General features: G+C 70.4%; 15 protein-coding genes and 1 tRNA gene. 7 read left to right on the forward strand and 9 right to left on the reverse strand.

Annotation, left to right across the window (positions count from 1 at the left end):
* Positions 1-50: 50 nt before the first annotated feature.
* The 5 genes from LRG07_RS00535 to LRG07_RS00555 all read right to left on the reverse strand — a co-directional run bounded on the left by LRG07_RS00535 (position 51) and on the right by LRG07_RS00555 (position 8,015).
* Positions 51-1,484 (reverse strand): coniferyl aldehyde dehydrogenase, encoded by a 1,434-nt coding sequence (locus LRG07_RS00535; RefSeq protein ID WP_238641557.1) that lies wholly within the window; start codon positions 1,482-1,484, stop codon positions 51-53.
* A gap of 22 nt (positions 1,485-1,506) precedes the next feature.
* A complete protein-coding gene (locus tag LRG07_RS00540) occupies positions 1,507-2,769 on the reverse strand; it encodes an iron-containing alcohol dehydrogenase (RefSeq protein ID WP_238641558.1) in 1,263 nt (420 codons plus the stop codon).
* Between the two features lie 76 nt (positions 2,770-2,845).
* On the reverse strand, positions 2,846-5,269 hold the full coding sequence (locus LRG07_RS00545) for a DEAD/DEAH box helicase (RefSeq protein ID WP_238641559.1): 2,424 nt from the start codon (positions 5,267-5,269) through the stop codon (positions 2,846-2,848).
* A 73-nt stretch (positions 5,270-5,342) separates the two neighbouring features.
* Positions 5,343-7,430, reverse strand: coding sequence for an ATP-dependent helicase (locus LRG07_RS14005; RefSeq protein WP_238641560.1), 2,088 nt, complete (start codon positions 7,428-7,430; stop codon positions 5,343-5,345).
* A gap of 3 nt (positions 7,431-7,433) precedes the next feature.
* Positions 7,434-8,015, reverse strand: coding sequence for a DUF1439 domain-containing protein (locus LRG07_RS00555; RefSeq protein ID WP_201171289.1), 582 nt, complete (start codon positions 8,013-8,015; stop codon positions 7,434-7,436).
* 391 nt (positions 8,016-8,406) lie between these two features.
* Between LRG07_RS00555 and LRG07_RS00560 the strand changes: the two genes are divergently transcribed.
* The 3 genes from LRG07_RS00560 to LRG07_RS00570 are packed head-to-tail and all read left to right on the forward strand — an operon-like array spanning position 8,407 to position 13,723.
* A complete protein-coding gene (locus LRG07_RS00560; protein ID WP_238641561.1) occupies positions 8,407-9,678 on the forward strand; it encodes a metallophosphoesterase in 1,272 nt (423 codons plus the stop codon).
* On the forward strand, positions 9,675-13,211 hold the full coding sequence (locus LRG07_RS00565) for a hypothetical protein (protein WP_238641562.1): 3,537 nt from the start codon (positions 9,675-9,677) through the stop codon (positions 13,209-13,211). Before LRG07_RS00560 ends, LRG07_RS00565 begins: the two co-directional genes overlap by 4 nt.
* A complete protein-coding gene (locus LRG07_RS00570) occupies positions 13,208-13,723 on the forward strand; it encodes a SprT-like domain-containing protein (RefSeq protein WP_201171298.1) in 516 nt (171 codons plus the stop codon). Before LRG07_RS00565 ends, LRG07_RS00570 begins: the two co-directional genes overlap by 4 nt.
* Positions 13,724-13,752: 29 nt before the next feature.
* Here LRG07_RS00570 and queA read toward each other — a convergent pair whose 3' ends face one another.
* The gene (queA, locus tag LRG07_RS00575) at positions 13,753-14,790 is read right to left on the reverse strand and encodes a tRNA preQ1(34) S-adenosylmethionine ribosyltransferase-isomerase QueA (RefSeq protein WP_238641563.1); all 1,038 of its coding nucleotides are present in this window, start codon (positions 14,788-14,790) and stop codon (positions 13,753-13,755) included.
* A complete protein-coding gene (locus tag LRG07_RS00580; protein ID WP_238641564.1) occupies positions 14,787-16,808 on the reverse strand; it encodes a methyl-accepting chemotaxis protein in 2,022 nt (673 codons plus the stop codon). The genes queA and LRG07_RS00580 overlap by 4 nt, the downstream gene beginning before the upstream one ends.
* 176 nt (positions 16,809-16,984) lie before the next feature.
* Here LRG07_RS00580 and LRG07_RS00585 point away from each other — a divergent pair.
* The 4 genes from LRG07_RS00585 (at position 16,985) to LRG07_RS00600 (ending at position 22,029) form a co-directional block, all read left to right on the forward strand.
* Positions 16,985-17,070: transfer RNA gene (locus LRG07_RS00585), tRNA-Leu, on the forward strand.
* 225 nt (positions 17,071-17,295) lie between these two features.
* Positions 17,296-18,375, forward strand: a complete 1,080-nt coding sequence (locus LRG07_RS00590) for a type I restriction endonuclease (protein ID WP_201241747.1) — start codon at positions 17,296-17,298, stop codon at positions 18,373-18,375.
* A 419-nt stretch (positions 18,376-18,794) separates the two neighbouring features.
* On the forward strand, positions 18,795-21,191 hold the full coding sequence (locus LRG07_RS00595) for a Lon protease family protein (RefSeq protein WP_238637113.1): 2,397 nt from the start codon (positions 18,795-18,797) through the stop codon (positions 21,189-21,191).
* Positions 21,184-22,029, forward strand: coding sequence for a universal stress protein (locus tag LRG07_RS00600; RefSeq protein ID WP_201171310.1), 846 nt, complete (start codon positions 21,184-21,186; stop codon positions 22,027-22,029). The genes LRG07_RS00595 and LRG07_RS00600 overlap by 8 nt, the downstream gene beginning before the upstream one ends.
* On the opposite strand, the gene LRG07_RS00605 is transcribed toward LRG07_RS00600, so the two are convergent.
* Positions 22,026-22,814, reverse strand: a complete 789-nt coding sequence (locus LRG07_RS00605) for a hypothetical protein (RefSeq protein WP_201171312.1) — start codon at positions 22,812-22,814, stop codon at positions 22,026-22,028. The two genes, LRG07_RS00600 and LRG07_RS00605, sit on opposite strands and share 4 nt — an antisense overlap.
* Complete coding sequence (locus LRG07_RS00610; protein ID WP_201171314.1) at positions 22,811-23,866, reverse strand: hypothetical protein; 1,056 nt, start codon at positions 23,864-23,866, stop codon at positions 22,811-22,813. The genes LRG07_RS00605 and LRG07_RS00610 overlap by 4 nt, the downstream gene beginning before the upstream one ends.
* Positions 23,867-23,883 lie beyond the last annotated feature (17 nt).

The raw sequence follows: 23,883 nt of genomic DNA on the forward strand, positions 1-23,883 counted from the left end.
GGCGGAAGTCTATCACCCCGCCACGCGGGGACGCCGGACGCCGCCGGGGGTCAGCGCACCATCAGCCGCCGGACCCAGCGGTGAATCCTGCGCCCGTAGGGCGGCTCGACCAGGCGCGCGCTGTTCCACCGCCCCTTGCGCAGGACCGCTTTCTCGTTCGAGAACGTCCGGAAGCCTTCGAAGCCGTGATAACGCCCCATCCCCGACGCCCCCACACCGCCGAAGGGCAGGTTGTCCTGGGCTACATGGAGCACGGTGTCGTTGATACACACCCCACCGGAGTGGCTACGATCGAGCACCTGTTGCTGACGGCGGCGATCGTGCCCGAAGTAGTAGAGCGCCAGCGGGCGCGGTCGCGCGCGGATGTAGGCCAGCGCCTGTTCCAGGTCCGCCACGGTGACCACGGGCAGCACCGGACCGAAGATCTCCTCCTCCAGCACCCGCGCGGAAGCCGGGGCATCCAGCACCAGCCAGGGAGGCATACGACCCGACTCTGGGGCGTTTTCGACCGCCTCGGCCATGGACACCAGCTCCGCACCCTGCTCCCGGGCATCGGTGAGCAGCGCCTCCAGACGCTCGCGGTGCTGACGGGTGATCACAGCGGCGTAGTCGGGATTGTGCAACGGATCGGGATAGAGGCGCGTAGCCGCCCGGCGCAACGCGTCCACCAGGGCGTCACGCCGATCCGGCGTGCACAGCACATAGTCCGGCGCAATGCAGGTCTGGCCCGCATTGAGCAGCTTGCCGTAGGCGATCCGCCCGGCCGCCGTATCGAGATCGGCGTCCCCATCGACGACCGCCGGCGACTTGCCCCCCAACTCCAGGGTCACCGGGGTGAGGTGGGCCGCCGCGGCGGCCATCACCTGGCGTCCCACGGCGGTGGAGCCAGTAAAGAGCAGATGATCGAAAGGCAGCGCCGCGAACGCCCGGCTCACCGACTCACCACCCTCAACCACGGCCACCTCCTCGGCGGAGAAGGCCTGACGAATCACGCTGCCGAGCACCGCGTTGGTCGCCGGCGTCAGCTCGGAGAGCTTGAGCAGCACCCGATTACCCGCCGCCAGCGCCCCGGTCAGCGGGCTCAGGGCCAGGTAGACCGGGTAGTTCCACGGCACCATGATGCCCACCACACCCAAGGGCTGATGGACGACCTGCGCGGAGGCCGGCTGCATCAACGGATGGGGCCAGCGCCGGCGGGGACGCATCCAGCGGCGCAGGTGGCGCTGCGCGTGGCGGATCCCGGTCAGCGCCGGCAGCAGGTCCACGGTGGTCGACTCCTCCACCGAGCGCCCCCCGAAGTCCTCGTCCAGCGCCGCCGTCAACGCCTCCCGATGGTCGAGCACCGCCCGCCGCAGCCGATCCAGTCGCCCCCGGCGCACCGCCAGACTAGGGGCCGGATCCGCGGCGAAGGCCTGGCGCTGGCGATCCAGCAACGTCTGCAACTCCGCGGCTTGATCCTCCGGCATGGGGGTATGTTCGCCCATCCTGTCTCCGCCTCTTCTCCGTTCAGGGGCACCGTGGGCCGTTCGCGGTGCCGTCCCGGTTGGCCAGCCCAGCGGGCCTTTCAACCGGCTGAAGCCGACTCATTATCTCCCGCACCTGCGCCAGATCCAGGTAGCGCGGCACGGCATAGGTCCAGCGCACCTCGGCGCAGGCGGCGCGGGCCAGCGCAGGGAGGTCGGCCTGCCCGAGCCCTTCGAAGGCGTCGGGAATACCGAACAACCGGTTGAACTCATGCAGGCGTCGGATCAAGGCCGCCGCGGGGGCACCGCTGTCACCTACCCCAACTGGATCGGCAAGCTGGGCAAGGCGACCCTCTCCCGCGGACCGGTAGGCCTCCAGAACCAGAGGCAACGTCGCGGCGACCACTTCCCCGTGCGGACGGCCACACCACGGCCCCACCTGGTGCGCGATGGCGTGGGCATAGCCGATCCCCGCCACAGTGCAGGCGCGGCCAGCCAGGTGCGCCCCCCGGGCCAGAGCCTGCCGGGCCTCCAGGTCCTTACCCTGGCGCCATGCAGCCTCCAGATTGCCGCTTACCAGTCGCACCGCTTCTCGCGCATCATGGTCGGTCTGCCGCGTCGCGTTGCGTGACAGATATGCCTCCACGGCGTGGCTCAGGGCATCCAGGCCCGTGATTGCGGTCCAGTAAGGCGGCAAACCGGTCATCAGATGGGCGTCGAGGGCAGCGGCCCGAGGCAACAGGCGCAGGTCCATGGCGGCACGTTTGCCGACCTGCCGGGTATCGTCGCGCACGACGGCCCCCACCGTGACCTCGGAACCTGAGCCGGCGGTGGTCGGCGCGGCGTAAAGAGGCAGCATCCCCCGGCGGACCCGCAACAAACCGGTCAGCTCGGCCACGCTGCGGTGGTTTCGGGCACGCGCGGCGATCAATTTGGCAGCATCCAGCACCGAGCCGCCGCCCAGGGCCAGGATGGCCTGGCCATCCATCTCCTGCTGGACCGCCAGCCCGGCCTCGACCTGCGTCACGGAAGGCTCGGTGACAATGCCATTATATTGGACGACCTCGATCCCCTGTTGCTCCAGATCGGTGACCACCGGTGCCACCACGCCCTTTCGCAACAGCTCAGGATCGGTCACTACCAACACGCGGCGGTGACCAACCTGAGCGATGTGCCGACACAGGGCCCCGACCGAACCCGGCCCCTCGAAAACCAGCGGCCAACGAAACGGCAGGAGCGCCACAAAGGCCTTGAATCCAGCCATGTAGGCGTGATGCAACGCCGCCTCGAGTCTTGCAGCCCCCATCAACGTCACGAACTCATTAGAACCCGCGCAGCAGCGTATTCGGCAGATCGTTCATGACTAACCGCGCTCAGCGCGCTCATTGCAGGGCCCCGCTTGCATCCGGGTCCGCGGCCGGGCCGCTGCCCATCAGCAGCTCAAGCACCGTCAGCGCCGCAGCCCGCGGCGACTGCCCGCGGGTCTCCTCTGAGGCCAGCACCGGCCCCACACAGGCCGGACAGCCGTGGGTGCAAGCGCACCCCTGGACCAGGTCGTGCGCATCGGCCACCACGGCGGCCCGCTGGTCGAACAGCGGCGCCGAGAGCCCCACACCCCCCGGGTAGTTGTCGTAGAGGAAGACCGCCGGCTGGAACCGCTCGGCCTCCTCAACCCCGCGCACCTCGCCGCTGGCATCCCGGAGCTGGCCGCGCCCGCGTGGACCGGTGACGGCGAACCACTCGGCGTCCCCATCGCCCACGGCACGGCCCAGATCACCGGGCTCGGACATCAGGCGCAGCGCCGCCACGTGGTGCAGGGCGTAGGCCGCGCCGAGGAACCCATCCAGCGCGCGGTGGCGCGTCTGGAAGGCCCGCTCCAGCGCACCCGGCTCGATGGTCCACCAGGCCGCCGTGGTGTGCATCTCCTGATCGGGGAGTTCGATCTCCCCGAAGCCGATGTTCTCGTGGGTGTAATAGCGAATCTTCTTGTAACCGGCGATGCGCCGGACCAGGTGCACCTCACCGTGGGCGGCCTCGGCATCGCCACCGCGCTGGCCCTCGAAACGCTCGAGGATCTTGAGCCGGCTGTAGTCGATGGCATCGGTGTAGTAATCGGCCCGCGTCTCCCGGACGTAGGCCTTGCGGCCGTCCCAGTCGAGACGCTCCACCTGGTAGGGGCGCGCCTGGATCATATAGATGGCGCCCTCGTAGAGCGTCATCGGTGCGGCGGTGTAGTCCACCTCGGCGATCACCCGCTGGGCGCCGTCGGTGGTGTCGATGACCACGAAGTTGCCGTCGGCCACCGAGCGCAGGCTGACCTCGCTGGCCGGGTAGCTGTCCGCCACCCAGTGCCAACGCTCACCCTCGCGGTGGAGCACCCCCTGCTCGACCAGGTAGTCGAGCAGCTCCTCCAGATCCTCGCCGCCGAAGGTCTCGCCGCGGCGAAAGGGGAGCTCGAAGGCGGCGCAGCGCACGTGATCGAGCAGGATCAGCAGCTGGTCCGGGTCGATGCGCGCGTGCTCCGGCGAGGCACCCAGGAAGAAGTCCGGGTTGCGGACCATGTACTGATCCAGCGGCTCGCTGGTGGCCACGACGATGCCCAGCGCGGTGCGGTTGCGCCGCCCGGCCCGGCCGAGCCGCTGCCAGGTGCCGGCGATGGTCCCTGGGTAGCCGTTGAGCACCGCCACGTCGAGGCTGCCGATATCCACCCCGAGCTCCAGCGCCGAAGTGGCCACCACGCACTCGACGTCACCGGCGCGCAGGGCCTGCTCGGTCTGCCGGCGCTCGGTGGGCAGGTAACCGCCTCGGTAGGCGGCCACCCGCGGTGGCCGGCGCGGGTCCTTGTCGAAGACGTCCTTCAGATACTTGGTCAGCACCTCGACCATCAGCCGGCTGCGGGCAAAGAGGATGCTCTTCAGGCCACTGCGCACGGCCAGACGCGCGATGCGGGTGGTCTGCGAGCGCGCCGAGGCACGGATCCCCAGATCGGGGTCGATCACCGGTGGGTTCCACAGCAGCAGCCGCTTCTCTCCGGCCGGGGCGCCGCTTTCGGTGATGGCCTCGACGCCTGACTCACCGATCAACCGCCCGGCCAGCTCGCCCGGGTTGGCGATGGTCGCCGAGGTGAAGATGAAGACCGGATCAGCCCCGTAGAAACGGCAGATGCGCCGCAACCGCCGGAACAGATTGGCCACGTGGGACCCGAACACTCCCCGATAGGTGTGCACTTCGTCCACCACCACGTAGCGCAGCTGCTCGAACAGCTGCGCCCACTTGGTGTGGTGGGGCAGCACTCCCTGGTGGAGCATATCCGGATTGGAGACGACGATATCGCCCTTGGTCCGCACCGCCTTGCGGGCATCCCCCGGAGTGTCGCCGTCGAAGGTAAAGGCGCGCAGCCCCAGCCCGCCGGCCTGATTGAGCTCGTGCAACTCGGCCACCTGATCCTGGGCCAGCGCCTTGGTGGGAAAGAGGTAGAGGGCCTTGCCACCGCCGGTCAGCGCCTCGTGGAGGACCGGCAGGTTGTAGCAGAGCGTCTTGCCCGAGGCGGTCGGGGTGACCACCACCGTATGCCGCCCGGCGCGGATCCGCTCCCACGCCTGGCGCTGATGGCTGTAGAGCTGCTCGATACCGCGCTGGCGCAGCGCTGTGGCCAGGGCCGTGGCCAGCTCCTCGGGCAATCCCGCAGTGCGCGCCGGACGGGCGGGCAACACCAGCTCGCCGGCGATCCGCTCGCGGTAACGCCGCTGCAGCCGCCCGGCCAGCCCGCGGACCGGATCCTGCTCACCCTCTGTGCGCTTGGCCAACGTCTCTCCCCCACAACGGCTCACCCCCGGCGCGCTCCGAGCCTAAGCACTGCACCCGGCGGCGTAAACGGATTCAGCCGAGGACCACCTCGTGCGCTTGCAAGGCCGCCAGATAATCGCCAACGACCTGCGTACGCAGCCGCTTATCAGGCACCTCTCCTCGATCCAGGGCCGCCCCGGCAGCGATGGAGCGCTCCGGCTGCGCCTCGGCGAGAAAGCGCGAGGCCACCGCCCGGTGCGGATCGAACTGCTCCGCACGGCCGCGCTGCAACGCCCGCTCCAGGCGTGGATCCTGGGGATGCACCAGGTAAAGGCGCTGCTGAGCCCGGGTCACCGCCACATAGAACAGGCGCCGCTCGGCCTCCAGATCCGCCGCCGTGGCCTCACCGGCGCCGTAGGGAAAGGTCCCCTCCGCCAGCCCGGGGACGATCACCACGGGCCACTCCAGCCCCTTGGCCCGGTGGATGGAGGTCACCCGCACGGCCTGCTCGGGGGGCGCATCCTGCCACTGCGCCGAGCGGGCGATGAGCTCGTCGCAGCGCTCCAGGAACTCGGTCAGTCCCCAACCGCCACTGGCCGCGAACCGGCGCAGGGCGTCGACCATCATGGTCCGGTCGGTGGCCGTCTCGGCGCTGGGCGAACCACTGGCGATGGCCTCATAGAGCGACAGCTCGGTGACGATCTCATCGAGGACATCGGCCACCGGATCGTCGCGCCGGAATGCCCCCAGGGCTTCCAGAGAGGCCATCCGCTGGCGCAGCCGCCGCCCCTTCCAGCGGGGCAGATCCCCGGCGGCACGTGAGAGGCTGCGGGTCAGCGGCAGGCGGGCATCGGCATAACCGTGCGCGACCGTCTGCGCCTCCGGCCGGCGCAGACCGGCCACCGGCAGCATCAGCATCTCGGTAAGCAGCTCCCGCGGGCCGGCACCATCGGGCAGCGGCTCGCGCAGCATTCCGGCGGCATACCGCAGGTAACCGAGGAGCGCCCGGATCTCGCGACGCTGGAAGAGCCCGGCGCGCCCCTCCAGACGCAGCGGCACGCCGGCCTCCAGCAGCTCCAGCTCCAGCGGCGCGGCCAGGCTGTAGAGCCGGACCAGGACCGCCACATCGGAAAGACGTCCACCGGCGGCGCGGTGCTCGGCGAGGATGCGCCGGTAGAGTTCCGGATCGCTGTCGGTACACCGGCGCACCTCGGTGGCCGGATTATCGGGCGCCGCCAGGCAGAGCTTGCCGTCCCGCTGTCGGTTGCGCACCACCGAGTGGTTGCCCAGCAACGCCACGGTGTGGCCGAAACGGAAGGTGTGCGGCAGGGTGTAGCTGGCGGCACCGGGGAAGTCCTCGTCGAAACGGCGCACGATGTACTCCGGCCGCGCCCCGCGCCACTGGTAGACGCACTGATCCGGGTCACCGACGACCATCACCGCAGCCCGCTCACCGGCGATGCAGCGGATCAGCTGCTGCTGCGCCTCGTTGACGTCCTGATACTCGTCGATGATGACGTGATCGAAGTGATTCCGGAAGCGCCGGGCCAGGGCCTCGTCGGCCAACAGAGCCTGGACTGGCTCGTGGATCAAGTCATTGAGAAGGCGCAGCTGCTGGTCGTCGCGCAGGGCCTCGAAGCGCCGGTAGGCCTCGAGATAATGGCCCGGCAGCGACGTGCCCAGCAGGGCGGGGGCCTCGGCATGGATGACGGACGCCTCGCGGGTATCGGCCTTGACCACGTCGACGAAGGCCAGGAAGGCATCGACGGCATCGTCTTCCACCGCCTCCGCCTCGTCCCGATCCTCCAGCGCGGCCTCCAGCGCATTGCGCGCCAGCTTGCGGGCGACCCAGTCGGCACTCTCGAGCCGGCGCCGTGGCACCACCCCCTCGGCCTCGAGCCGCTGGAGCAGCCGGTAGCCCGCGCTATGGAAGGTCTGTACCGAGACCCGCGCCGGCGAGCCGGCCTCGCGGATGGCCACCGTCAAGCGACGCTCGAAGTCCTCCCGGGCCGAGCGGTTGAACATCAGGACCCGGATTCGTGCCGGGTCCGCGCCGCGGCGCAGCAACTCGATCACCCGGGCCACCAGGGTCGCCGTCTTGCCGGACCCGGCCGCAGCGCTCACCCGGGCGTGCCCACCCGGGTGCTCGATGACCTGCCTCTGTTCGGGGGTGAATGCCACGGTCTAGCGCGGCCTTAGCACAAGCCGCCCCGGCTCGACCCGCACCTCCGCCGGGACCCGACCCAGGACCCTCCCGGTGGCGCTGTCGCGCTCGATCTCGTAGACCGGGGTCCGCTCCAGGTGTTCGCCGACCAGGCCGACCACCGGATCGACGAGTTCCGTCACCTCGCCGTTGAACCAGCGCGACTCCACCCGGCTGGTCACCAGTTCCAGCTCCCGGACGTAGACCGCACCGGCCTCATGGTCATAATCCGGCAGGCCGCGCAGGCGCAGCGCCACGCCCGCGGACTCCTGCCCCATGAGCAGGTCCACGCCGGCACGCCCCAGGATATCAAGCTGGATTCGGTCCGGCGCCTCTTCCGGACCCAGGGTGACATCGGCGGTGCGCACCGAGAAGTCGAAGGCCGCTAGCGGGCTCTGCAGACGCACATCCCGCAGCGCTTCCAACCGGGTATCGAGGTGGGCCTGGACCTCGTCCTGCTCCACCGAATAGCTAACCAGCTGCGCGCAACCGGACAGGACCGGGAGCGCCAACACGAAAAGCATGCGGCACAGCGCTCCGCTCAGGGATCGCCGACGGTTCACCAGAGCCACCTCCTTCTGCGCGGCGAGGGCCGGCGCTGGACGGCGCGAGGCACGTCCGGCACCACGGACGCACCTAGTATAAAGGCTTTCGGCCAGGAGGCGGGCCCCGCGGGCGGGTGGTCGTCCTTGACCACCCCGCCCCAGGCCCCTACATTCGGCGGGATTCACCGCGGATCTCCCTATCCGCCCCTATCGGGCTCTCACGCCGTTGCTCGGGGTGGCTCGGCAAGCTCCCTTTGCCGAATGCGGGGTTAACGATACCCGCCCCGCGATCCCCCGCGCATGCGACACCTCTGATGGATGCATCTTCCTGCATCCGTTTGTCGACAAGCGCTGCTTGCCGCTTGCGGGTGTTAGCATAAATGGGTTTCCACCACATAATGGGAAAACCGTGCCCGCGCGCATTCTTGCCATCGGCGATCTGCACTTGGGGCGCCGCCCGAGCCGCATCCCCTCGACCATCGATCCGGCCGGCCGTCTGACCCCGGCGGCTGCCTGGGCCATGTGCGTGGAGCGTGCCGTGCGGGACGGTGCCGACGCCGTCCTGCTGGCCGGAGACGTCGTTGAGGACAGCGACGACCTCTATGAGGCGTTCCCCGATCTGCGCAGCGGCGTGGAGCGCCTGGCTGCCCACGGCATCCCGGTCGCCGGCGTCTCCGGGAACCACGACGGCGACGTCCTACCCCGCCTGGCCGAGAGCCTCCCGGCCTTTCAACTGCTCGGTCACAACGGCACCTGGGAAACCGTCGAAATCGGCGGGGTGGAGATCCTCGGCTGGTCCTTCCCCGGCACCACCGCCCCCGACAGCCCCCTGGCGCACCCTGTCCCGCGGCGGACCGGCACCCGGCCACGCATCGGCCTGCTCCACTGCGACCGGGACCAGACCGGCAGCCGCTACGCGCCGGTGCGCTCGGCGGATCTGGAAGCCGCGGACACCGACGCCTGGCTGCTTGGCCACATCCACCGTCCGGACATGCTGAGCGGCCCCCGGCCCATCGGCTATCTAGGCAGCGTGCTCGGCCTCGACCCCGGCGAACCGGGCGTCCGCGGCCCCTGGTGGATCCAGGTCGACGGTCCCGGGCGCATCGAGGCCGAGCATGTCCCGCTGGCCCCGCTGCGCTGGGAGTCGCTGGCGGTCAGCGCCGACAGCATCGACCACGCCGATGAGCTCCACCCACGGGTGATGGCGGCGCTTGACGCCCTCCACCTGGAGCTGAGCCGCAACGGCGCCGAAGCCCAGGCGGTGGGTTGCCGGCTGCAGATCACCGGGCGCCCCGCACCCGGTGCCGGAATCGAGGCGCGCCTGCAGGAGACCGGTCTGGCCGAGCTCCACGAGGTGCGCGATGGGGTCCACTACTTTGTCGAGGCCGTGCGCATGGCCACGGAGCCAGCGCTCGACCTGGAACGCCTGGCACAGGGCAGCGATCCGGTTGGACTCCTGGCACGGCGCCTACTGATCCTGCGGCGCCAGCCGGGCGATGCCGAGCGTGCCGAACTGATCCGCCGCGCCCGGCCGGAACTCGAGGCGGTCGCCCGGCAGCGCACTTTCTGGGGGCTGGAGTCTCCCCGCCTGGACGAGGCGCGCATCGCCGAAGCCCTCGAACAGGCTGCCCGCCAGGCCCTGGAGCGCCTCCTGGCCCAGGACCGGGAGGCCGCATCGTGAGACTGCGCCGGCTGCGAATCCTGCGCCTGCCCGGCATCGATCCGGGCTTCACCGTCGAGGATACCGCCGACGGGCTGCAGCTGATCGTCGGCCCCAATGCCTCGGGCAAGAGCAGCCTGATCCGTGCCCTTCGCGCCCTGCTTGAGCCGGGGCGGCGCATAGCGGGCACGGTGCACCTGGAAGCCGACGTGGAAACGGCCGCCGGACCCATGCAGGTCACCCGGGTCGGCGACCGGGTCACCTGGTACCGCGACGGCGCCCCGGCCGATCCGCCGGCCCTGCCCCCGCCCCACCTGCTCGGTTGCTACGCCCTGCAGGTGGAAGGACTGACCGATCCGGGGGCCACCGACGCCGAAATCGGCCGAGAGCTGGTCCGCGAACTCGCCGGCGGGTATGACCTGGCGGCGCTGACCGCCCAGAACGGCCCGTTCCACCTCAAGCGCAACCACGGCGATGCCGAGGCCCGCGCCCTGGAACGGGCGCGCAAGGAGTGGCGGGAGCGGCGCCATGAACACGAGAACCTGATCGCCGACGAGCAGCGCCTGGCGGAGCTCGAGGCGGAGTACCGCGCCGCCGAGCAGGCCCGACACGAGGCCGAGCAGCTGCGCCAGGCCGGCGAACTGGCGGCGGCGCGGACCGAGCTGCGACGCATCGACGACCAGCTGGCGCACTTCCCCACCGGGATGGACCACCTGCACGGCGACGAACTCCAGCGCCTGGAGCAGGAAGAGGCGGCCCGGGACCGCATCCACACCGAGCAGGAGAAACTCGCCGAGGCGGAACAGGCCTGCGCCCGGCAGCTGGCCGATACCCGCCTGCCCGATGCCGCCCCCGACGCTGAGACCCTGCAGCGCCACCGGCAGCTGCTGCGCGAACTCAGCGAACGCGAGCGGGAGGGCCGCCAGGCCGAGGAGGATGCTGCCGCCGCCCGGCGGCGGCAGCAGGAGATCGCCGAGGCCCTCGGCGCCCCGGAACCCGCCGCCGTGCGCATCGACCCGGCGGCGCTGCGCACCCTGGAGGAGCAGCTGGAGCCGTACCAGCGCGCGGAGGCGGAGCTAACCGCCCTGGAACGGGAGCTGACCCGCCTCGCCGATCCGGACCATCCCCGCCTGCCCCGGGCCGAAACGGTGCGCGCCGGACGGCGCGAGCTGATCCACTGGCTCAGCGCCCGCCAGCCGACCCGCCCCGGCATCCTCGCCGGCACGGCCGGCGTGCTGGGCATGGGCGCCCCGCCGGCGCTGGTCGGCACCCTCTTCTGGCTCGAGCCGCAGTGGCAGTGGCATCCCGGTTGGGTGGCGGCCGCCGTCGGTACCACCGCAGCCCTGATCTACGCCGCCAGCGCGGTCCTGCGTGCGCCTCAGGCCGACGCGCTGCGCGATGCCGCCCGGCGACGCTACCCGACCGAGCTCCCCCAGCCCCGCACCTGGGAACACGAGGCCGTCGGCTCCTGCCTGGAACAACTCGACGCCCTGCTCCACGCCGCGGAGCGGCGCGAACAGCACAACCAGCGCGCCGCCGAACAGCAACGGTGCAAGCGCGAGCTGCAAGGCCTGCGCGAGGATCTCTCGCGCCGCGCCCGCCAGCTCGGCGGCGACGGCAACCGGCTGGCAGCGAGCACCCTGCACTACCTGCAGAGCCTACGCGACTGGAACCAGGCCGCCGCCGACCGGGCCGAGGCCGAAGCCCGGCGCGAGGCGCGCCGCAACGAGGCCGAGCGCCTGCGCACCGAGATCGGCGACTTCCTGAAGACCTGGCAGTCCTTGCCTCCAGATGGCGGTGACGACGTCGAGGCCCTGATTGCCGCCGTCGACGCGCTGGCCAACCGGGCGCAGCAGCGCACCGAGGCACTGCGCCAGCAGCAGGACCTGGAGCGCTGGCGGGCCGATCTGGCTCGACAGACCGAGGAGCGGCGCCAGGCCATCGAACAGCTCTTTGCCCGCGCCGGGATCACCGACCAGGATCGGGACACGCTGCACCGGCGACTGGAGCAGCGCCCGGAGTGGCAGCAGCTCCAGGAACAGCGCCGTCAGTGGCAGGCCGAAGAGCAGGCCGCCCGCCGCGCCCTGGCCGACGCCCCGGAGCTCCTCGAACGCGCCGGACAGGTCTCGGCCGAAACCCTGCACGCCGAGGCCGCCGATCGCCTGGCGCGGGCCGGCGACGCGCAGCAGATCAGCGAGACCATCGGCTCGATCCGCCAACGGATCCGTGACGTCCAGCAGACCCGCCCGCTGGAACAGGCCCGCGCCGAAATCCAGGCCGCCAGCGATGCGCTGGGTGAACGCCTGCAAGAGGCACTGCTCAGCCACGCCGGGCGCTGGCTGATGGACGATGTCCGCCAGGAGCACACCAGCGAACGCCGCCCCGAAGCACTTCGCCGGGCGGAGGCGTGGCTGCAGCGCTTCACCGACCACCAGTACACGTTGCGCTTTGTGCCCGATGCCGACGGCAACGGCCGTTTCCTGGCCCGGGATCAACACGCCGGCACCGACCGCAGCCTGGCCGAGCTGTCCACCGGCACACGCATGCAGCTGCTGCTGGCCGTGCGGGTCGCCTTCGCCCTGGAGGCCGAGCGCGGCCGCGAGCCGCTGCCGCTGTTCCTCGACGAGGCCCTGACCACCACCGACCACGACCGCTTCGCCGCCGTGGCCGGCGCCCTGACCACCCTGGCCGAGGAGGACGGGCGGCAGATCTTCTACCTCAGCGCCCAGACCACCGAGCCGCAGCTCTGGCGCCAGGCGGGCGTCGAGCCGCCGGTGATCGACCTGGCCGGGGTCCGCCGCCTGGCCCGCGGCAGCGCCTCCGCCGGGGATCTTTCCCTGCCGCAGCGCCACCCACTGCCGGCGCCGGAGGACCACACCGCGGCCAGCTACGGGGCCGCGCTGGAGGCCCCATGGATCGATCCCTGGCAGGGCACCGGGGCCATCCACCTCTTCCACGTCCTGCGCGACGATCTCGACCGGTTGCACCGGATCCTCGCCGCCGGCTTCGAGTACCTCGGCCCGCTGCGCGGCCTGCTCGACAGCGACGCGGCGCAGACGCTGTTCACCGCGCAGGAACGCGCCGAGCTGGCCGTACGGATCATCGTCGCCGAGGCGTGGCTGGAGGCCTACGCCATCGGTCGCGGCACTCCCATCGACCGGGCCAGCCTGGCCGCCGCGGCGCCCATCGCCGGCAGCAAGATGTGCGACGACGTGGCCGCACTGGCCGACGGCCACCAGGGCGACGCCGCCGCCATCCTCCAGGCGCTGGAGAACAAGGCCGTCCCCGGCTTCCTAACGCGCAAGATCGGCGAGCTGCGCGAATGGCTCGAACAACAGGGCTACCTCGACCCCCGCCCGCCGAGCCGCCGCGAGGATCGCCTGCAGCGGGCCCTGAGCGCCGCCGGCGGGGCGATCCACGAGGAGACCGTCACTGCCGCGCAGGTCCGTCGCTGGGTGGATCAGCTGGAGGCGGGGCTGGCCCCCTTGCAAGAGGAGCACCCCGATGGGAGCGCCGCGACCACCGAGCCAGGGACCGCGGAGGCCTCCTCGTGAACGCGCCGGGGTCGGTGGCCGAACGGGCCCGGGTGGTGGAACGGGAGACCGGGGCGTGGTGGGAGCGGTTCGGCGCCACCTACCCCGCGCTGCGCCAGGCCTCTACGCCACGGGTCGAGTGGCTGCGCCGCGGCTCGACTGCCGGCCGGGCCGACCTGCGCCGCTGGGTGGTGGCCTTCAATCGGCCCATGCTCCGGCGCGAGGACGGCTTTCGCATCATCCTGCCGGATACCGTGGTCCATGAGCTGGCCCACCTGGCCGCCTTCCACCTCTACGACAGCCGCGGCCACGACGCCGCCTGGCGCGGGATGATGGAGCGCATGGGCATCCCGCCACGGCGCACCCACGACCTCGACATCACCGGCCTGCCCGGGGTCCAGCGCCGCTGGCGCTACCGCTGCGGCTGCGGCGAGGTGCAGCTGAGCACCACCCGCCACAACCGCATTCTGCGCGGCACCCAGATCTACCGCTGCACCCGCTGTCACCGGCAGCTCGAACGCGCCGACGACTAGCCGGACCGCGATGCCGGTGCCCGAGCGGATCAGATCAGCAGCATGGCATCGCCGTAGCTGAAGAAGCGGTACTCCTCGGCAACGGCGTGGCGGTAGGCGGCCATGACCGATTCGTAACCGCCGAAGGCGCTGACCAGCATCAGCAGCGTCGACTCGGGCAGGTGGAAGTTGGTGAGCAACCCGTCCACGACACGGAACCGGTAGCCCGGCGTGATGAAAAGCCGCGTCTCGCCACTGTGGGGTGCCAGCTCCCCGTCGGCCGCCGCACTCTCCAGCGCGCGGACCACTGTGGTCCCCACCGCCACCACCCGGCCGCCGCGCTCGTGGGTGGCGTTCACCGCCGCCACTGTCTCGGCGCCGACCTCTAGCCGCTCGGCGTGCATGGTGTGGGCACTCAGGTCGTCGCTCTCCACCGGGGCGAAGGTCCCGGCCCCCACATGCAGGGTCACCCGGGCTGTCTCCACCCCATCGGCACGCAGGCGCTCGAGCATGGCGTCATCGAAGTGCAGCCCCGCCGTCGGCGCGGCCACGGCCCCGGGGCGGGCGGCGAAGACGGTCTGATAGCGGGTGCGGTCCTCCTCATCATCCGGCCGGCGGATATACGGCGGCAGCGGCACGTGACCGACCCGCTCCAGATAGCCCCACAGACTCTCGGTCAGGCCGGTCAGGTGCAGGCGAAAGAAGCGGCCCTCGCGCCCGAGCACCTCGGCCTGCACCCCCTCGGCCAGCTCCAGCCGGCCACCGGGCTTCGGCGCCCGGTTGGCGCGCAGCTGACAGATCAGTACCCCGGCGGCGGCATCCTCCACTCGCTCGATGAAGACCTCGACCCGCGCCCCGGTGGGCTTGGCCGCCTCCAGCCGCGCCGGGATGACCCGGGTGTCGTTGAGCACCAGCAGATCCCCGGGGCGCAGGTAGTCGGGCAGATCGGCAAAGCGGCGGTCGGCCAGCGCCCCATCCTCGGTGCGCAGCACCAGCATCCGGCTGTCGGATCGCCGCGCTGCCGGCCGATGGGCGATCAGCCCTTCGGGCAAGTCGTAATGGAAGTCGCTGCGCCGCCACTCGGTCACGATCGTTCGCTACCCTCATCAATCTTGAACTGTTGAACAAGCGCCTGCAGCCCCTCGGCCTCGCGGCGCAGTTGCTGGGCCGTCTGCGCCGCCTGATTGACGCCGCCGCTGGTCTGCTGGGTGACCTGATTGACCGCATCCACATTCTGGGCGATCTCGGCGGCGACGTTGGACTGCTGCTCGGCGGCAGTGGCGATGGACTGCACGTTCTCGGCCACGCTCTGCGCCTTTTCGACGATCCGCTGCAGCGCCGCCCCGGCCGCCTCGGCCTGCCCCAACCCTTCGTTGACCTGCCCCGAACTCTGCTCCATGCCCGTGACGGCCGTATCGGTGCGCTCCTGGATCTGCTGCAGTGCCTCGGAGACCTGCCGCGTGGCGTCCACCGTCCGCTGGGACAGAGAGCGTACTTCGTCGGCCACCACGGCGAAACCGCGCCCCTGCTCACCGGCGCGGGCCGCCTCGATGGCGGCGTTGAGCGCCAGCAGGTTGGTCTGCTCGGCGATCCCGTCGATCATCGAGATGATCTCGCCGATCTGCTCGCCGCTGCGCCCGAGGGCGGTCACCGCCTCGCTGGCCCGCTCGACACTGGCGGCCACCTCGTGCATTCGCGTCACCAGCCCCTGGACCGTCTCCTGGCCGTCGGTGGCCGTCTCGCCGGCCTGCACGGCGGCCGTGGCCGCCTCGCTGGTCTGGCGCGAGACATCGTGGATGGAGCTCGACATCTCCTCGATGGCGCTGGAGACCTGCTGGGTCTGGTCCGACTGCTCGACCATACCCGATTCGATCTGGGCATTGCTGGCGGCGATCCGCGCCACACCGTCCGTAACATCCCGGCTGGCCCCGGAGAGCTGCACGATCATGCCGTGGATCCGGTCCATCAGGCGATTGAACCAGTAGCCGACCTCGCCCAGCTCATCGGCACGGCGCTCATCCACCCGGCGGGTCAGATCGCCGTCGCCCTCGGCGATATCGCGCAGCCCATGAACCAACTGACCCAGCGGCCGGGTCAGCGACCGCGTCGTCCACGCCGCCGTACCGAAGGCCAGCAAGCCGACCAGCAAAAGACCGATGACGAGGGTCGCCCCCGCCTCCCGGACAACTCCGACCACACCGTCGCTGGCCCGCTCACCACTCTCGGCGGTGTGCCCGGCCAGCTCGGATACCGCAGCCAGGGCCCGGGCGCTGGTCTCGGCGCGCTCCTCGCGCAGCTCGGCCAGCTCCTCCTGCGCCTCGGCCAGCCCCGTCGCGTAATCCTGATACTCGACAATCGCGTCGTTGATCTCCTCGAGGAGCTGCCGCTCCTGCTCGTCGGCAGCGGTGGCGCGCAGGATGCTGAAGTGCACCTGCACCTGCCCAAACCCCGGCAGGGCCCCCTGCAGACGGGTCGGGTCGCGCGTCTCCAGCGAGTGCAGGGCAGCCCGGTGGATATCGCCGGTGACCATGCGGATCTCGTTGAGCCGGGAGAGATCCTGCAACCGTTGCCCGCGAGCCTCGGCGGCGCTCTGCCCGGCCGGCGCCTGGAAACCCGCCGCCTGGGCGGCCTCCACGCGCTCGCGCTGATCATCCAGCAGGTACTGCGTCTCCTCCAGGGCAATGGTCGCCGTGCGCAGAAGGCCCTCCCGCATCTCCCGCAGCCGCCGGACGGCCTCCGCGGTAGCGTCGGTGGCCTGCCGGTAGGCGTCCATCGCCGCCTCGGCCTCCTCGGCGAACTCGGCGATGCGACCGGCGCGCGCCGCGCGCACCTGCTCGATCTGCGCCACCGCCTCCTCGTGCGCCTCGGCGGCGCGCTCGGCGGCCTCGGGCGCGTGGGTCAACCCGTACTCCTGCCAGCGCTGGGCACTCTGCTGGACGTGTGCCTCGATCTGGCGCGCCGCCAGCAGCTCCGGCAGCACCTCCTCGCGGAGCTCCGAGGCGTGATCGTCGATGGTGCCCAGCTGCCAGATGGCCACCGCACCCAACGTGCCGGCCAGACCGATCACCAGGCCGAATCCCGTCCCCAACTTCCAACGGATGCGCATGCGTTGCTCCTTATCCCCGGCCGTGAACACCGCCACGCGGCAGCCCAACCACCTCACGACCGACCACGCGACTGACTGCATCATCACCCTTGGCGACCACCGACCGGATTCCTTGAACTTGCTATCCTCCCGGCGGCTGGCCGGCGCCGCGTGGCGTGGTACAATTTCGACGCTACGCCGGGATGGCGGAACTGGTAGACGCGCTCGACTCAAAATCGAGTGGGTATAGCCCATGTGGGTTCGAGTCCCACTCCCGGCACCATTTGTGACCCTCCCTTGGATCCATCCGACCCGGACACCATGCAGTCCAGGGGCACAGGATGCTCTCCTCGATCCAACTCATAGGGATACCCGCTTCAGGCTTGCGTCAGCAGGCTTTGCGGGCGATGCTGCCGCTCTGTAACAAGGATCAAGCCACCGAGGGCGACCACGGGCGGAAGAAACGGCCGACCGACGCCGAGGGTGGACTGCACAAGGAGCGGAATGCATGAGCTTTGTGGAGCGGTTACGCACGTTTATCAAGGAACGAGAGGAGGCGCTACCGCATGTAGAGTCTGAAGACCAGGCCAAGCTGGCCCTCGTCTTCCCCTTCCTACGGCACTTGGGTTACGACACCACCAACCCCGCGGAGGTTGTTCCAGAGTTCACGGCCGACGTCGGCACCAAGAAAGGTGAAAAGGTCGACGTAGCGCTGAAGGTGAAGGGTACCCCTGCCATCCTCATCGAGTGCAAAGCGCCCGGGGAGTCGCTTACGGCGCACAACGGCCAGCTGTACCGATACTTCTCGGTGACCAACGCCAAGTTCGCCATCCTCACCAACGGGCGGGAGTACCTCTTCTACTCGGACGTGGATGAGCCGAACAAGATGGACTCCGAACCCTTCATGCGGGTCGATCTATTCTCGGACTCCGACCTGGTCCTCGCAGAGCTGCAGCGTTTCGAGAAGTCGCAGTTTGATCCAGAGCAAGTGGCCGACAGCGCTGAACACCTGAAGTACACCAACAACGTCAAGGCGGTCCTCGCGCGGGAGCTGGACGACCCTTCTGACGATTTCGTCCGTCACTTGGTCCGGGACGTCTTTCGGGGGCGCTTGACCCAAAGCCGGATGGAAGAGTTCCGATCCATCACGCAGAAGGCGATCCGCGAATACATGAAAGAGTACGTCAACAGCCACATCAAACAGGCGATGGACCGGATCAGCCAAGACAACGAGGAGCGCCGCAAAGGAGAGCAGGACGCGGGGACCTCGACGCAGTCAACCAAGTCGCAGGAGGAGGCCGAGCCCGGCGTCACGGAGCAAGAGCAGGAGGTCTTTCGTGTCCTCAAGGCCATTGCGGCGCGTAGGATGGATCCATCACGGCTCGCGCTGCGGGATGGAAAGACCTACAACTCGGTACTCGTGGACGGAAACCTCCGCAAAGGGATTGCTAGGCTCAAGTTCGGCCCTCGCAAGAAGACCGTTGAACTCCTTACCGACCCGGTACAGCGCGTTACGATCGACACACCGGATTCGCTGTACCGGCACATGGATGCGGTGGAGCAGGCCATACAGACACAGATCGATTAGCGCTTAGCCGCGCAGGAGCTGGCCACCTTCCTGGATCAGACCCGGGACTATGCCGCCGGCTCGCTGGATGCCAATACCTACCGACCCGAGCGCCTGCGCTGGGGCCTGTCTGGCCCTGCGGTCTGACCCGACGGAGTCGATCAGCCAGACCATCGAGCGAACGGGCATCAAACCGTTCCGCGAGTGCCTGGCGGCCGGCGAGCCAGCCGACCAGGAGCCCGCCTCGGCCGAGCGACCGGAAGAACCGATCGAGGAACCTTAACCGATCCCCCCGGTTCCCAAACCGGCTCCTCCGCGATCCGTCTGGTTTTCACCGCCTTTCGGCCGAACTGGCAGACGGCCCCCGCCTGCCACCCCACCCCGCTTTTCGCTACGCTGTCGGTGCGACGCATCAATGACGGCAGGGATGGGAGATGAGCATGGCTGCACCCGAGCCCCTTTCACTGGAGCGCCTCTACCGGGTCTGTGACCCGGAGCAGCTCGGTTTCCGCACCACCGAGGAGCTCTCGGCCATGGACCGCCCGCCCGGGCAGGAGCGGGCCCTGGAGGCGATGGATCTGGGCGCGAGCATGCGCGCCTCGGGCTTCAATCTGTTCGTGATGGGGCCGGAGGGCGACGGCAAGCTGGAGATGGTCCATCGGCTGCTGGCCGAGCGTGCCGCGCGCGAGGCGACGCCCTCGGACTGGTGCTACCTGAACAACTTCGAGGAGCCCACGCGGCCGCGGCTGCTGCGCCTGCCGCCGGGCCAGGGGGCGCGCTGGCGCCACGATCTGGAGCAGCTGATCGAGGAGCTGCGCAGCACCATCCCGGCCACCTTCGAAAGCGACGAGTACCAGAACCGGCTGCAGGAGCTGCAGCAGCAGCTCAACCGCCGCCAGCGCGAGGCCTTCGAGGCGATCCAGAAGGAGGCGGAGCAGTACGACGTCACGCTGCTGCAGACCCCCTCGGGATTCAGCTTCGCCCCGGTCAAGGAGGGCGAGGTGATCGAGCCGGAGCAGTTCCAGCAGCTGCCCGAGGAGGAGCGCCGGCGCTATCAGGAGGCCATCGAGTTCCTGCAGGAGCGGCTGCAGTCGGTGGTCAAGCAGATCCCCAAGTGGCGCAAGGAGATCCAGGAGCAGGTCCGCAAGCTCAATGAGGAGATGACCCTGCTCGCGGTCGGCCAGCGCATCCAGGAGCTGCGCCAGCGCTACGGCGAGCTGCCGTTGGCCGCCGCCCACCTGGACGCCGTCCGCAACGACATCATCGAGCACGTGGACGCCTTCCGCTCCGGCGAGCAAGACCACGTGGAGTACATCCTCGGCCGCTACCGGGCCAACCTGCTGCTCGCCCACGACCCGGCCGACGGCGCGCCGGTGGTCTACGAGGACATGCCCACCCACCAACGGCTGGTGGGCCGCACGGAGCATCACGTGCACCAGGGGGCGCTGCTCACGGACTTCAACCTGATCCGCCCCGGCTCGCTGCACCAGGCCAACGGCGGCTATCTGATCGTCGATGCCCACCGCATCCTCACCCAGCCGCTGGCCTGGCCATCGCTCAAACGGACGCTCTCCGCCGGCGAGGTGCGCATCGAGTCCTTGGAGCAGGTCCACGGCTTCTGGACCACGGTCACCCTGGAGCCGGAACCGATGCCGCTGCGCACCAAGGTGGTGCTGCTCGGCGACCGGATGGTCTACTACCTGCTCTCGGCCTACGACCCGGACTTCCCGGAGCTGTTCAAGGTCGAGGCCGACCTGGAGGACGACCTGCCCCGGGACGCCGAGACCCAGCAGCTCTACGCCCGTATGCTCGCCACCCTGGTCCGCCAGCGCCGTCTACGCCACCTGGACCGCTTCGCCGCGGCCCGTGTGATCGAGCACGGCAGCCGCATGGCCGATGACAGCGAGCGGCTGGCCGCCGGCGGGCGGGCCATCACCGATCTGCTGCAGGAGGCGGATCACTACGCCACCGGCGACGGCGCCGAGATTATCGGCCAAGACCACATCGAGCGCGCCCTCGCCGCCCAAGAGCGTCGCGCCGGGCGCATCCGCGATCGCAGCCAGGAGACCATCGAGCGCGGCACGCTGGTGATCCACACCGAGGGGCACCACACCGCCTCGGTCAACGGGCTCTCGGTCCTGCAGCTGGGCGATTTCGGCTTCGGCCGGCCGACGCGGATCACCGCCACCGCCCGCCCCGGGCGCGGGCAGCTGGTGGACATCGAGCGCGAGGCGAAGCTCGGCGGCAAGATCCACTCCAAGGGGGTGATGATCCTCTCGCGCTTTCTCGCCAGCCGCTTCGCCCCGGAGGGCGACCTGTCGCTCTCAGCGAGCCTCGCCTTCGAACAGTCCTACGGGGGCATCGACGGCGACAGCGCCTCGGTGGCCGAGCTCTGCGCGCTCTTCTCGGCTATCGGCCGCGTCCCGCTGGATCACGGCATCGCCGTCACCGGCTCGGTGAACCAACTCGGCGAGGTGCAGGCCGTCGGCGGGGTGAACGAGAAGATCGAGGGCTTCTTCGAGGTCTGCCGGCGGCGCGGGCTGACCGGCCGGCAGGGGGTGGCGCTGCCGGCGAGCAACGTGGTGCACCTGATGCTGCGCCAGGAGGTGCGCGACGCAGTGGCCGCCGGGCAGTTCCACATCTACCCGCTGAGCCATGTGGATGAGGCGTTGGAGCTGCTCACCGGCCGGCCCGCCGGCGTTTGGGATGATGCCGGTGCGTACCCGCAGGGGTCGGTGAACCGCGCCGTGGCCGACCGCCTGGAGGCATTCGCCCGGAGCCAGCGCCGGCGCGGCGGGGGCGATGCGGACGAGGCCGCGGAGGATGACGATGACTGAGCGCATGCCGGAGCAGGGGTCACCGCGCCGGGTAGTCGTCCTGCTGGATGCTTCGCGGGCCAGTCTGGAGGCGCTGGAGGCGGCCGCCGAGCTGGCCGCCCAGCTCGGCGCCGAGCTGCTGGCGATCTTCGTCGAGGAGGAGGCGCTGCTGCGCTGTGCCGGGTACCCCTGGGCCCGCGAGATGGGTCTCTCCGGGGCCGTCCGCCCCCTGGAGACCGGCATCGAAGAGCAGCGCATGCGCACCCGTGCCGAGGCGATCCGCAAGGCGCTGGCGCAGACTGGCCGGCACCGGGGCGTGCACTACCGCCTGGAGGTCTGCCGGGGCGGGGTCGTCCGCGAGACCCTGAGCCTGGTTAACCGCGATGATCTGCTGGTCCTGGGCAAGGTGGGCTACGCCCGTGCCCGCGGGCTGCGCATCGGCTCCACGGCCCGCGCCATCGTCTTCGGCACACCGGGGCCGGTGATGGTCTTCGAGCGGCCATTGCAGCCCCGCACGGGGCACGGCGTGGCCGTGGTCGTCGAATCCGGCGAGCCGGGCGTCCGGACGCTGACCCGTGCCGCCGCCCTGCTCGGCGAGGGTGAGATCCTGGCCCGGTTCATCCCCGACCACGCGGCTCCCCTACCCGACGGCGACGACCCGGCCCGCGCCTGGGCGGCCCGACACTGCCCCAACGCCCAGTGGCTAACGCCCGCCGGATCGCCGACCGCCCTGGCCCGGCACCTGAGCCGTGCCCCCGTGGACAAGCTGATCATCAGCCGCCGCAGCGCCCTGCTAGCCGAACACGACACCCGCTCGCTGATCGAGGCCGTGCAGCTCCCGGTGCTGGTGGTGCCCTAGTCGTCGCCGCGGGGCTGCGGCGGCGACGCTGCCCGGGTGGCGGCCTGGTACTCGTACTCGATCTCCGCCAGGCGGCGCTCGAACTCGGCCCGGAAGCCCGCCTCCACGCCCTCGATCTCCTGCTGCTTGGCGCGCCGAAAGCCGGCGATCAGGTCGCTGTCCACGGCGCGCGAGCCCGGCCGTGCCGCCGGGAAGATCAACACCCCGGTGAGCGCGTAGGCATCCAGCCAGGCCAGCTGGCGCAGGGCCTCCGGGACCAGCGCCGGATCGGCCTCGGCGGCGGTGCCGCGGTGGAGCCAAAGCACGCGACCGGCGCCGCGGCCCTCGAACGCGAAGCGCCGGCGGCCCGCTTCCCGATCGCCGCGGGCCTCCCGGGACCAGCGCGCGGCGCTGCCCTCGGCAAGGACCTCGTCCACCTGGCGGACCAGACCCTGCGCCTCGTCCAGGGCCGCGGCGTACGCCTCCAGGTCGCGGTGGGCCACCGCCACGCAGGCGCCGGCATAGCCCACCCGACGGCTGGCATCCAGGCGGCGGACCAGTGTACCGATCAGATCCAGGCGACCACCGCGCTCGGGGTCGGCGCCGTCCTGGTAACGCACCACGCGGCGGAAGACCAATTGCTCCCCGGCGGCCGGCAGGGCGTGGTCGTCGCCACCGCGGCCGCGGAACTCCACCGCCTGGGGGAACCCGGACAGCCCGGCCAGGGCGCCGCTGCCATGGACGGTGAGTCCGCGCACGGTGGCGAAGGCGCAGCGGCCGAGGATCGTCGGCGCCGCTTCGCTCATAGGCGCAGCCACTCCAGGATGCGCTGCCACCAGGTCGGGCCCATCCGCCCGCCGCCGAACTGGCCGTAGATCCAGGCGAAGATGTCGCGGATGTCGTCGTAGTCCGGCTCCTGCAGCCGCGGCCCGTGCTCGCCGTCGGTCACCGTGCCCAGGTGCAGCGCCATGAGTTGCACCCGATCCTGGTCCGTCCAGCCGTCGAGGATGCGGTAGGTGCGCGGCGCAAAGCGCTGCACGAAGGCCTCGCAGGCGTCGGCGCTGAGCTCCTCGTAACGGCGGTAGTGCTCATCGCGCTCCTGCAGCCGGCGCAGGGCCTGCTCCGGCTTGGAGACCAGTACCGCCAGCGAGGTGCGCCCGCGCAGGGCCGGGAAGTGCAGATCGAGGAAGGCGAGCAGGTTCTGGAAGAGGATGTCGTTCTCCTCGCCGTGCTCCGGGTCGACCACCAACACCAGGATCAGCCGCAGCTGCTCGTTGGCGAAGTAGCGGCTGAGGGTCTCGATCATGGCCGGGTCACGCACCCGGTCGGCCACCACCTGGGTCATGAGCTCACCGGAGGCCTCGAGGAAGCTCAGATCCACCGGTTCGCCAGTACCCTGCAGCGGCCGGACCCGGAAGCTCAGCTCGCGGATGTCGCCCTCGTCCACCGGGTTTGCCGGGGGGAAGCGTCCCTGGCCCCAAATGCGCATCCACTCGTTGAAGATGGCCATCGGCTCCCAGCCCTGGACGCTCTGCTCCGGGGCGATGAGCGGCTGGGCCTCGAAGGGGCCGATGTGGGTGACGTAGTAGGCCAGGAAGGACTGGAAGGTGGTCTTGCCGGAACCCGGGAAGCCGAAGGAGATCAGGTAATTGCCCTGGCGCTGGTCGATGTTGTCGTCGATCAGCGCGCCACGCTGCACCGGCTCCACGTCGGCGGCCAGGCGCTCCTCCGGCGAGGGCCACGGGGTGGGGGCCGAGGACGGTTCCTGCTCGCCGCCCTCCTCGGCCGACGGCTCTTGCTCCGGGCGGCGCTCGTAGTAGCGCCGCAGCTGCCAGCGTGACTCCTTGGGTTCGACCACGGTTTCCCCCTCCTTGC

Origin of the sequence: Halorhodospira sp. 9622, assembly GCF_022228025.1 — a bacterium.
Taxonomy (GTDB): domain Bacteria; phylum Pseudomonadota; class Gammaproteobacteria; order Nitrococcales; family Halorhodospiraceae; genus Halorhodospira; species Halorhodospira halophila_A.

Excerpts from the sequence above, each read along its gene's own strand:
- LRG07_RS00595 (WP_238637113.1), top strand. The coding sequence starts at position 18,795 with ATGGCTGCACCCGAGCCCCTTTCACTGGAGCGCCTCTACCGGGTCTGT.
- LRG07_RS00580 (WP_238641564.1), bottom strand. The coding sequence starts at position 16,808 with ATGCGCATCCGTTGGAAGTTGGGGACGGGATTCGGCCTGGTGATCGGT.
- LRG07_RS00605 (WP_201171312.1), bottom strand. The coding sequence starts at position 22,814 with ATGAGCGAAGCGGCGCCGACGATCCTCGGCCGCTGCGCCTTCGCCACC.
- LRG07_RS00540 (WP_238641558.1), bottom strand. The coding sequence starts at position 2,769 with ATGGGGGCTGCAAGACTCGAGGCGGCGTTGCATCACGCCTACATGGCT.
- LRG07_RS00600 (WP_201171310.1), top strand. The coding sequence starts at position 21,184 with ATGACTGAGCGCATGCCGGAGCAGGGGTCACCGCGCCGGGTAGTCGTC.
- LRG07_RS00535 (WP_238641557.1), bottom strand. The coding sequence starts at position 1,484 with ATGGGCGAACATACCCCCATGCCGGAGGATCAAGCCGCGGAGTTGCAG.
- LRG07_RS00590 (WP_201241747.1), top strand. The coding sequence starts at position 17,296 with ATGAGCTTTGTGGAGCGGTTACGCACGTTTATCAAGGAACGAGAGGAG.